Genomic DNA, 9763 nt, shown 5'->3' on the forward strand with positions numbered 1-9763 from the left:
AGCCCACCGAGCCCAAGCCGACTGAGCCCAAGCCGGGTAACCGCGGCTCGTAGCTGAACCCGTGGGCGCTCGTCGCCGGGGTGATGGCCACGGGGTTTGGCGCGGCGGTGATCAAGTTCTTCGTCGATAACGCCGGACCGCTGCATGTCTGGTTCCGTTCCCTGTCTTCTCTGCGAAAGTAGGCCCCTGTTCCCATGACGACGACTGGTATTCGTCCCCCCGCTTTGCTCGTTCTGTTGCTGGTGATCTTCGGGTTGGCCCCGCCTGTCCAGGCCCAGAGCTTCACCCTTGATCACGGTCATGTTGATGCGTTCCACGTGACTGCCTCCCCGGGTGCCCTGCACCTTGATCTCAAAGAGGATGTCACCGGATCGGGTGTGCGCCACGCGCCGGAAACCGTGACCCTGGTAGTCACCGATGCCGCCTGGTCCGAGAACACCGTCGCGGTGCCGGGCATCGACAAGGCCACCTACTACCTGCCCCAAACCCAGCGCTCTGACCTGGTGTGGCCAGGGTGGGACACCCAGACCGTGGGAACGGGTGGATTTGGCGTCATCAACCTCACCTTCCATGAAGTCAGCGGCCCCGGCCAGGTGCACCTTTTTGAAACCAGCGGTCTCGGCGGCATCTCCCCGGTGCTGACCGACGGCGGGCTGACGCTGGCCGGTGGCTCGGTAATCACCCAGTCCCATCCGGCGCATCGCCACGTCAACTGGGCTTTCACCGCCCCCGGTAAATACCGCATGGTGGTCACGGCCTCCGGCACGGATTCTTCCGGGGCCACCGTGACCAGCAACCAGGCAACCTACACCTGGACAGTGGGCAGCGGAGGAACCGAGGCTGCGCAACCTGCACCGGCCACCCCAGCCGCCCCCGCCGCGGCACCGGCCGCCCCGGCGGCACAGTCTGCAGCGCCCGCCGAGTGTTCGCCGGGCATCACCCCGCTGATCAAGGACGACCGTTCCGTGCCACCTGTGTGGCGCAACCCGCAGGAGCTGGGTTTCCACCTCGGTGACGCCGCGAAAAAGGACCTGCCGGTTTCGGTTGGTCCGGTGCCGGCAGGCCCGGTGTGGATGATCGGTTCCACCCAGGAACCGGGAGTCCCGTGGCTGGGTGCGAATACTCAGCACCCGACGATGCTGGAGAACGCAGCCGGTGACGTCACCTGGGAACTGGTCTCCTTTGCCGGTCCCGGCCCGATGGTCGTCTACACACAGGGCGGGTTGGGGCAGGTCGTCGGCGAGGAATGGTTCCGCGGCGCGGATGGTCGCGCCCAGGGCAACCACACCATCGCCCCGAATTCGCACGTCCACCCCTCCTGGGTGTTCGGCGCGCCGGGAACGTATCAGGTGGGCATCCGCCAGTCGACGATCAAGGACGGCAAGACTCTCGCCGGCACCGACATCCTCACCTTCCACGTCGGTGAGTCCGCGGGCAACGCCCGGGACGGACACTTCGACCTCGGAGGCAAACTCGACCCGGCGGGTGGAGACTGTGGCGCTACCCCGGCTGTCACCGGTGCTCCCGCGCAAGCCGAAACGGTGCGTGCAGCCGGTCAGCTGCCGGATACCGGGGCAAGCGTGATGACCCTGCCTTTCGCCGTGCTGGGTCTGGGCCTGTTGGTGTTCGGGGCCGGTGTCATCCGATTCGTCCTCGCCGTGACTAAGGCGCACCGGTGATATCCCGCCCGCTCATTCCCCTCCTCATCGGACTGGCACTGGGGCTGAGTTCCTGCGCTGCCCCCGCAGCGACGCAGGAACCCACCCAGGGCCTGTCGGTGGTGGCCACCACCCCGATCTTGGCGGATATCACCGAGCAGGTCGCCGGTGACCGGGCGCGGGTGCGGGCGCTCATCCCGCCGGGAGCCGATCCCCACACCCATGAGCCGGGGTTGCGTGCCGTGCGTGACATCGCCAACGCCGATCTGGCGCTGCGCACCGGGCTGCTTCTGGAACCCGCGTCGCTGACCGCCACCGTGGAACAGTCCACCCCCGAAGACACTCCGGTGGTGGCGGTGGCCGAGGAGATCTCCCGCTACGGGGTGGAGCTCATCCCGCTGGTGGAAAACGTCACGCTCGACGCCGTGTGGCTCGGGCTGCGGGTTCAAGGCGGCGACGAGCAGGTCCGCCTGCGCCTGGACAAGGTTCGGGGCCCTGGCGAGGTGGCGGCCTACATCACTACCACCTTCGGCCTGCCGGAGGTGGTGTTTAACAGTGCCGACAGGACCGCCGCAAACACCACCGTGCTACCGGCCGATGCCCACACCCACGTCTCCTGGGCTTTCACCGACCCCGGGGTGTATGAGCTGGACTTCCACGCCGAGGTGCCCGGCCACGTAGTCGACCCCACCACAGTGACGGTGGCGGTGGGGGTGGATGGGGCGACGGGGACGTCGATAAGCACTCCGGAAGTGGTGGATGCCGGCCATGTCGATATCACCGCCGACCTGCATGAGGGGGCAATTACCTTGCTGCGCGACGCGCGGCACGGGGCGCGTGAGGCGCTCAACCCGGCGCGCACCGTCATCGCCGTGCCGGGGACAACGCTGCAGCCGATTCCCGGTGATCCGGCGTTTCGTTTCCTCGGCCGCCCCGGCCAGGAGACCTACCTGCTGCCACAGGCGGTGCTGGGACGCCACGTACACGGGGAAATCGATCCGCACGTGTGGCACGACATCGGCGCGGTACAGGCAATGGTGCAGGTCATCCGTGATGAGCTCATCGCAGTGGACCCGGCAGGCGCCCCGCATTATCACCAGCACGGCGCCGACTACCTCGCCGCCCTGGACACCACGGACAGGTATGTGCGGGAACGGATCGCCACGATCCCGCCGCAGCACCGTCATCTGGTGACCAGCCACCACGGTTACGCCTACCTGGGGCGGGCCTATGGGCTGCGGATCGCCGGGTTCGTCAGCCCCAATCCGGCCGTGGAACCCTCCCCGCGGGATCTCACCGCGCTGACCCGCACCTTGCAGAACCTCCGGGTCCCGGCCGTGTTCCTGGAACCGCACCTGGCTGCCCGGCCTACCCCGCTCACCCAGACCGCCCACCGGCTCGGCGTGCGGGTGTGTCCCATCCACGGCGACACGCTCGATGCCGACGCCCCCGACTACCTCACCTTCATGACATCTAACGCCGACAGTCTCGCCGAATGCCTGGCCTGATCACACCCCTCCCGAGGAGACCATGTTCCGCTTGTCTTTAGCCCTATCCGCCCTCGCGCTCACCGCGCTGTTGAGTGCTAGTCCGGCGGGGGCCGCCACCGCGCCCATCGATCCCGCGCTGTCACAGACCGTCACCGCCGATGAGACCATCGCCGCCCCCGGCACCCCGGTGGTGATCTCTGCGGGGCACGTCGACCTCGGCCCACTCATGGAACCTGGTCTCGATCTGCTGGCCCGCGACGATACCGCCCACCCGCCGGTGTGGCGACACCTGGATGATGTCGTCCTCCACGTCCCCGACACCGCCGCACAGGAACTACCCGCGGGCGAGGAGTTCGCGTTCACCGGCGCCTCACCTGGCGAGCAGGTATGGGTCGTGCCGCAGACCGAAGTCCCCGGGGTGCCGTGGCTGGGTTGGAACACCCAGTCCCCCGCGCTGACCCAGGCCGCCGACCGCGGTGTCACCTATGAGTTCGCCGGCCACCGCGGCCCCGGCCAGTTCAGCCTCTTCCTGCAAAACGGCGGCTTCGAACCACCCCAACAGCTGTGGAACTCGAGTGCAGAGGGCACGCAACCCTTCTGGGTGGAACTCAACACCCACACCCACGCCAACTGGGTGTTCACTGAACCAGGCATCCACCAGGTGGCGGTGACCGTCACGGTCCCGCTTCTCGACGCCACCTCCCCCACCATCACCCGCGTCCTCACCTTCGCCGTCGGCGAGGACATCGACCTGGACCAAGCGCAGGCCACCGAGTGGGAAGGCGAATTCCGGCAGGTGGATGGAGTGGTAGAGGGGGACGTCGCGAAGCAGGCAACAGCCTCCTTCTGGTGGGTCCTGGCCGCCGGGATACTGTTGTGCGTGGCACTCGCCATCGCCGGTTTCACTCTGCGCCGTCGGGGTGAGCGCTGATGAGGGTGCTTAACGTCTGTGGGCTGCGGGTACATCTGGCGGGTCGTCTGGTCATCGACGACGCCTCCCTGCACGTCAATGCCGGGGAATTTCTGGGGCTGCTCGGGCCAAACGGGGCCGGCAAGACCACCTTGCTGCGCGCCATCCTGGGGTTGGTGCCCGTGACGGCCGGGCACATAGACGTTGCCGGCCACCGCGGTGCCGAGCTGCGCCGCCAGGTGGGATATGTCCCGCAACGCCACGACGTGGCCTGGGATTTTCCCCTCGATGTCTACACCGCGGTGCTCGGCGGCCGCACCGGGCTCATCGGCTGGTTCCGGCGCGCCGGGGCCAGCGACCACGCGGCCGTCGAGGAGGCACTCGAGCGGGTGCGGCTGGGGGATCTCGCCCGCCGACCTATCGGGGAGCTGTCCGGCGGGCAGCGCCAGCGGGTACTGGTGGCCCGCGCGCTGGCCACCCGCCCACGGATCCTGCTGCTGGATGAACCCTTCACCGGCCTTGATATCCCCAGCTCCGAACAGCTCCTGGAGCTTTTCGACACCCTCGCCGCGCAGGGGACGTCGATAGTCATGTCCACCCACAACCTCAGCGAAGCGGTACACACCTGCCACCGGCTGCTGCTGTTCCACCGCACCGTCATCGCCACCGGCACCCGCGCGGAACTCAACCACCCGGAGCCGTGGATGGCCACCTTCGGGGTGCGCCCGGGTTCGCCGCTCCTGCACTCCGTGGGGGTGCACGCCTGATGCTCACCCCCGTGGAATTCCTCCAGGATCTGGCCAACCCGGCTCTCGGTTTCCTGCCCCGTGCCCTCCTCATTTCCCTCATCGTGGCGATCGTGTGCGGCGTGGTGGGCACCCACGTCGTCCTGCGTGGCATGGCGTTTATCGGCGATGCCGTCGCCCACGCCGTCTTCCCCGGCCTGGCCGTGGCTTTCGCCTGGCAGTTCTCCGTGCTGCTCGGTGGGGCGGTGGCCGGGGTGGTGGTCGCCGTGCTCATCGCCGTGTTCTCCCAGCGCAGGCGGGTAAAGGAGGACACCGTCATCGGTATCTTCTTCGCTGCCTCTTTCGCCCTCGGCCTGGTCATCATCGCCCGGGTGGAGGGGTATACGGCGTCGCTGACCAGCGTGTTGTTCGGCTCGATCACCGGTGTCGCGGACACGGACATTCTCATCGCCGCGATTGTCGGCACCTCGGTCATCGCATTGCTGATCGCGCTCACCCCGCAGCTGACCGCCGTCGCCTTAGACCGGGAGACCGCCCGCGCCATGAACCTGCCGGTCCTGGTGCTCGATCTCGTCCTCTATCTGGCAGTCACCGCCGCGGTGGTGATCTCCGTAAGCACCATCGGCAATATTTTAGTCCTCGCGTTGCTGATCACCCCGGCCGCCACCGCGCGGCTGCTCACCGATCGCCTGCCCACCATGATGGCGCTGTCCGCCGCCCTCGGCGCCCTCGGATCCCTCGCCGGCCTGTACCTCTCCTGGGCCGCGGATCTGCCCACCGGCGCCGCCATCGTCCTCACCGTCACCGCTGCTTTCCTGCTCGTGTGGCTCACCCCCGTCCGTTCCCGTCCGAAGGTCACCGTATGAAACGCCTGGTTTCCGTCCTGCTCACCGCCTCAGCCCTTAGTGTTCCGCTTATCGACGCCCCCTTCGCCTCCGCCGAACCCACCTCCTGCACCGTCACCGTTGACCCCGGGCACATCATCCGCGACGGCCACCAAGACGTCCGGGTGCTTCCCGACTACTCGGTGATCGTGCGCGATGAGGTGGTGGATCGCCTCTCAGGGACCTTCAGCGTCGCCGTGCCGGACACCACGCGCACCTTCATCCCGCACCTGCCCGGCTTCGAGGACGCCCACTTCCTCGACCAGACCCAGGATCCCCATCTCCCCTGGTTCGGTTTCTCCACCGAACAGATCAGCTCCGACATCGCCGTCACCCTCGATGTCGAAGGCCCAGGCCGGATGGTCGCATTCCTGGACGCCGGTCAACCCCTGCTGGATAGCCACGATCCCTCCCGCAGCTACCAGATCGTGGGTGGGCGGCATGTCCACGTCTCCTGGGCCTTCACCCGCCCCGGGGCTTACCAGGTCACCTTCCGCATCGTTGTCGACGGCCAGGACTTGCAACTGCGCACACATTTCCTCGTCGGCGATGAGACAATCACCGCCGCTGAGGCCGGACAGCTCGACATCCCCTGCGCGGAAAGCAACCCCACTGCACGCAGCTTCCCCGACCAGCTGGCCGCCGACATCACGGGGCTAAACAATGACTTCAACAAACTGGATCGGGCATGGGTGAAGCTCACCGACGACATCACCCAGGTGATCACTCCCCCGAGCACGCCCGTTCCCACCCCGGCATCTTCACCGGCTGCTTCACCGGCTGCGGCGCCCCCCACGTCCCCCACGCCTGCGGTCTCGGCTCCTGCGGTGCCCCCGCCGGCACCCAAGTCTGCACCCCCAGCAGCAGTGCCCCCGCCGGCGCCCGCACCTGCATCTGTCACTGCGGCGGCCGGGTCCGAGGAACAACCGATCCCCGATGCCCCGCAACCGGTGACAACGCCCGGGGCGGTGCCCACTGAACCGCAGATTCAGGCGAGTGCCGCGTGGGCGGGCGCCCCCTGGTGGTCAGGGTTGTCCATGGGTATCGGCATCACGGCGTTGATCTCGGGGCTGTTGTTCTTCTTCAACTCGCGCTCCCTCATCGCCGGGAAGTGACCTCACCTGCTCTGACGGGAGAGGAAGTCCCAGGCCTCAAACGGTGCGTGGTGGGGCCAGCCGTGACCGGCTGAGTTCGACAGCAGATACTCGGTGTCCGATTGGCAGCCCACCCAGGAGGTGTGGGTGCTGTCCGGGGCGAAGGTGAACTTCTCCTCGGTCTCGGACAGGCAGACGTTGCGGTGTGCCCAGCGCTGGAGAACCGATGCAGTCGAGTCGACGTTTCTCTCCCGCCACACTCCCCCTTCTGGGCGCGCGACGTTGTCATTGGTGGCGTGGATGAGCATGACCGGTACGGGCGAACCGAGGCACGCGGCGTCGGAATCAATGCCCTCATAGAACATGCCGGACACGCTCACCGCGCCTGCCAGCAGATCCGGGGCGCGGCAGGCCAAACCGATGGCGAAGGCACCACCATTGGAATGGCCGATGGCGTAGATGCGGGAGCGGTCGATAAGGTGCTCCGCAGCGAGGGCATCGACGATCTGCCGGGCGAAGTCGATATCCTCCTCCATCGTCGACGCTGAGTAGGGGGCGCCGGCCCAGGCGTTATTGAAGCCGCGGGCGTAGGCGACGATGGCGTCGGAGGCGTTCTGCAGCCCCGTGTCCGAGGACATCTGCTCAGGGCTCACCCCGTAGCCACCGAAAGCAAGCAGCACCGGGTAGGTCAGGGCGGGGTCGTAGTCCTCCGGCAGGGAGATCAACGCCTCGCGCCCGCCCACCTGCAGCGGGGTGGTGTGATCCGGGGTGATCGCGGGGTAGCCGGTGGAGGAACCGGTGAGACCGGAGGAACCGGAGGACAGTGCAGATGACTGGGCATCGGCCACAGGCAGGGCGGTCAGCAGGGTTGCCGCCAGGGTGCCCAGCGCGATCGCGATACGCCGGGAAGGGAAAATGAGGCTCACGAGCAATCACATTAGCAACATCAGCCGCAGATTTCTCGCGGGGCACACGCACAGAACCTCAGCGATGAGAGCCACCACCCACGCAGTAAGATCTTTGCCCATGTGTGCCTACCGCCCCGTGACCGCCCCGGACTTCCTGCTGTCCCGGGCGCACGGCTCCGTGCGCACCCAAGGCACCCGCGACACCTTCACCGATCCCTGGGCAGCCATTGATGCCCTGCGCGCGGGCCGCGTGGACATGGTCGTCGGCGCCCTGCCTTTCGATGTCGCCTCCCCCGCCGCCCTCACCGTGCCCGAGCTCATCATTCGTGAGGACGGCCCCCTGGAACCGCACGCCTACTACCGGCAGGGAGAGGGCGCGCGCCTGCACGCCATGCTCGCCGGGGTGGACCCCGAACCGGAGGAGCACCTGCGCCGGGTGGAGGCCGCCGTGGGCACCATCCGCGCCTCCAAGCTGCAGAAGGTGGTGCTGGCCCGCGCGGTGGACATCGCCTTCGACCCCCCGGTTGATCCCCTGCTGGTGGCCGCACGGCTGATCGACAACTCCTACAACCGCGATGGTTTCATCGCCGACCTCACCCCCGCCGGGCGCGAGGGCGACATGATCGTCGGCTCTTCGCCGGAGGTCCTGGTCAAACGCCAGGGCTCGACAGTCACCGCCTACCCGCTGGCGGGTTCGGCCCCGCGGCAGGCGGATGCGGAGGCGGACGCGGGCGTCGCAAAGCAACTGGCTGCCTCGGCGAAAGACCGCGAGGAACACGCCTACGTGGTCGAGCACCTGCGCGAGAAACTCAGCCCCTACTGCGATGCGCTGGAGATTCCAGACACCCCGGAGATCACCCGCACGAATGAGATGTGGCATCTGGCGACACCCATCGTCGGCACGCTCAAGGACCCGGCGACCTCCGCGCTGGAGCTGGCGGTGCAGACGCACCCCACCCCGGCGATCTGCGGCACGCCGACGCACGCCGCCGAAACACTCATCCACACCGCCGAATCAGACCGCGGTTTCTACGCCGGGGCGGTCGGCTGGTGCGATAGTTCCGGCGACGGCGAATACATGGTGGCTATCCGCTGCGCGGAGGTAGCGGGCGACGGGACCTCGGCGCGCGCGTGGGCCGGCGGCGGGATTGTCGCCGACTCCGACCCGGAGGAAGAGCTCGCGGAAACCACCGCCAAACTGCGCACCATCCTGCGCTCGCTGGGACTTTAACGCACCGCGCGCAGGATAATGTCCTCGTGGTGGTGCGCGCCCGCCCCATGCGTGACATGGCGGGAAATGCGGCTGATGGTTGTCTCCGCGACCAGGTCGGTGATGAGCGCCTCCATCTCCGCCGGGCTCAGCCGCTCGGGCCGCTGCCCCTCCCAATCATGATCGACCCACAACAGGGTGCCGCCCGGGGTGAGGAGTCGCGCCAATTCGCGGGCCTGCTCCGTGTGCACGGTCGCGGGGAAGAAGAAGCCACAGATCAGGTCGAAGCTGCCGCCCAGGTAGTCACTCAGCCAGGTATCCAGCGTGGACACCACAAAAGAAATGTGCTTGTCGACGCCGCGTTCCCCCGCCATCTCCCGCGCCCGTTCCACCGCCACTTCGGCGATGTCGATCGCGGTGACCTGCCAGCCACGCTCGGCCAGCCAGACGGCATCAGCCCCCTCGCCGCAGCCGATATCCAGCACGCGGCCCGGCACCAGGTCCCCCACCTGGCTGATCAGCGCCTCGTTCGGATTGCCGGACCAGCGGTGGCCTCCGGCATAGAACTCGTCGAAGTCCGTGTGCTGGTGACCACCGTGCCCGTGCATGATGTTGTCCTCTTAGGCCCGCTCGATCGGGTTGCGGAGGATACCCAGGCCCTGGATCTCGACCTCGATCGTGTCACCGGGCTGCATGGCCTCGGTGCCCGCCGGGGAACCGGTGCAGATGACATCGCCCGGCAGCAGGGTCATGGAGGCGGTGATGAACTCGATGATCTCACCCATCTTCATGATCATCTGGTTGGAGTTAGAGTCCTGCTTGGTGGTGCGCTCACCATCGTGGGTGAGGTGGGCCTTGATGGA

The 9763-nt window shown here is 67.5% G+C and carries 10 protein-coding genes; 7 read left to right on the forward strand and 3 right to left on the reverse strand.

The genetic code is table 11. From position 1 onward, the window contains the following. Positions 1 to 194: 194 nt before the first annotated feature. From Q4G50_RS13770 to Q4G50_RS13795, 6 genes are read left to right on the forward strand one after another with little or no spacing between them, the layout of a single operon-like run. Positions 195 to 1679: a TIGR03773 family transporter-associated surface protein gene (locus tag Q4G50_RS13770; RefSeq protein WP_303378223.1), complete on the forward strand. Its 1485-nt coding sequence runs from the start codon at positions 195 to 197 to the stop codon at positions 1677 to 1679. After that, a complete protein-coding gene (locus Q4G50_RS13775) occupies positions 1676 to 3166 on the forward strand; it encodes an anchored repeat ABC transporter, substrate-binding protein (protein WP_303378224.1) in 1491 nt (496 codons plus the stop codon). Before Q4G50_RS13770 ends, Q4G50_RS13775 begins: the two co-directional genes overlap by 4 nt. Before the next feature lie 22 nt (positions 3167 to 3188). Beyond that, a complete protein-coding gene (locus tag Q4G50_RS13780; RefSeq protein ID WP_303378225.1) occupies positions 3189 to 4079 on the forward strand; it encodes a choice-of-anchor M domain-containing protein in 891 nt (296 codons plus the stop codon). Then, positions 4079 to 4825: an anchored repeat-type ABC transporter ATP-binding subunit gene (locus Q4G50_RS13785; protein ID WP_303378226.1), complete on the forward strand. Its 747-nt coding sequence runs from the start codon at positions 4079 to 4081 to the stop codon at positions 4823 to 4825. The genes Q4G50_RS13780 and Q4G50_RS13785 overlap by 1 nt, the downstream gene beginning before the upstream one ends. Further along, entirely contained in the window at positions 4825 to 5670 is an 846-nt protein-coding gene (locus tag Q4G50_RS13790; RefSeq protein WP_303378227.1) for an anchored repeat-type ABC transporter permease subunit, read from the forward strand. The genes Q4G50_RS13785 and Q4G50_RS13790 overlap by 1 nt, the downstream gene beginning before the upstream one ends. Continuing rightward, a complete protein-coding gene (locus Q4G50_RS13795; RefSeq protein ID WP_303378228.1) occupies positions 5667 to 6803 on the forward strand; it encodes a choice-of-anchor M domain-containing protein in 1137 nt (378 codons plus the stop codon). Before Q4G50_RS13790 ends, Q4G50_RS13795 begins: the two co-directional genes overlap by 4 nt. Before the next feature lie 2 nt (positions 6804 to 6805). Here Q4G50_RS13795 and Q4G50_RS13800 read toward each other — a convergent pair whose 3' ends face one another. Then, positions 6806 to 7708 carry a PHB depolymerase family esterase gene (locus tag Q4G50_RS13800; protein ID WP_303378229.1) on the reverse strand — a complete coding sequence of 301 codons (903 nt, stop codon included), beginning with the start codon at positions 7706 to 7708 and terminating at the stop codon, positions 6806 to 6808. A gap of 100 nt (positions 7709 to 7808) precedes the next feature. On the opposite strand from Q4G50_RS13800, the gene Q4G50_RS13805 reads away from it, so the two are divergent. Further along, on the forward strand, positions 7809 to 8921 hold the full coding sequence (locus tag Q4G50_RS13805; protein ID WP_303378230.1) for an isochorismate synthase MenF: 1113 nt from the start codon (positions 7809 to 7811) through the stop codon (positions 8919 to 8921). On the opposite strand, the gene Q4G50_RS13810 is transcribed toward Q4G50_RS13805, so the two are convergent. After that, the gene (locus Q4G50_RS13810) at positions 8918 to 9508 is read right to left on the reverse strand and encodes a bifunctional 2-polyprenyl-6-hydroxyphenol methylase/3-demethylubiquinol 3-O-methyltransferase UbiG (RefSeq protein ID WP_303378231.1); all 591 of its coding nucleotides are present in this window, start codon (positions 9506 to 9508) and stop codon (positions 8918 to 8920) included. The genes Q4G50_RS13805 and Q4G50_RS13810 overlap by 4 nt on opposite strands. 12 nt (positions 9509 to 9520) lie before the next feature. Next, on the reverse strand, positions 9521 to 9763 hold a 243-nt coding region (locus tag Q4G50_RS13815; RefSeq protein WP_303378232.1), incomplete at its 5' end, for a fumarylacetoacetate hydrolase family protein.

The organism is Corynebacterium sp. (assembly GCF_030538285.1).
Taxonomy (GTDB): domain Bacteria; phylum Actinomycetota; class Actinomycetes; order Mycobacteriales; family Mycobacteriaceae; genus Corynebacterium.

Excerpts from the sequence above, each read along its gene's own strand:
- Q4G50_RS13785 (WP_303378226.1), top strand. The coding sequence starts at position 4,079 with ATGAGGGTGCTTAACGTCTGTGGGCTGCGGGTACATCTGGCGGGTCGT.
- Q4G50_RS13805 (WP_303378230.1), top strand. The coding sequence starts at position 7,809 with ATGTGTGCCTACCGCCCCGTGACCGCCCCGGACTTCCTGCTGTCCCGG.
- Q4G50_RS13780 (WP_303378225.1), top strand. The coding sequence starts at position 3,189 with ATGTTCCGCTTGTCTTTAGCCCTATCCGCCCTCGCGCTCACCGCGCTG.
- Q4G50_RS13795 (WP_303378228.1), top strand. The coding sequence starts at position 5,667 with ATGAAACGCCTGGTTTCCGTCCTGCTCACCGCCTCAGCCCTTAGTGTT.
- Q4G50_RS13790 (WP_303378227.1), top strand. The coding sequence starts at position 4,825 with ATGCTCACCCCCGTGGAATTCCTCCAGGATCTGGCCAACCCGGCTCTC.
- Q4G50_RS13810 (WP_303378231.1), bottom strand. The coding sequence starts at position 9,508 with ATGCACGGGCACGGTGGTCACCAGCACACGGACTTCGACGAGTTCTAT.
- Q4G50_RS13770 (WP_303378223.1), top strand. The coding sequence starts at position 195 with ATGACGACGACTGGTATTCGTCCCCCCGCTTTGCTCGTTCTGTTGCTG.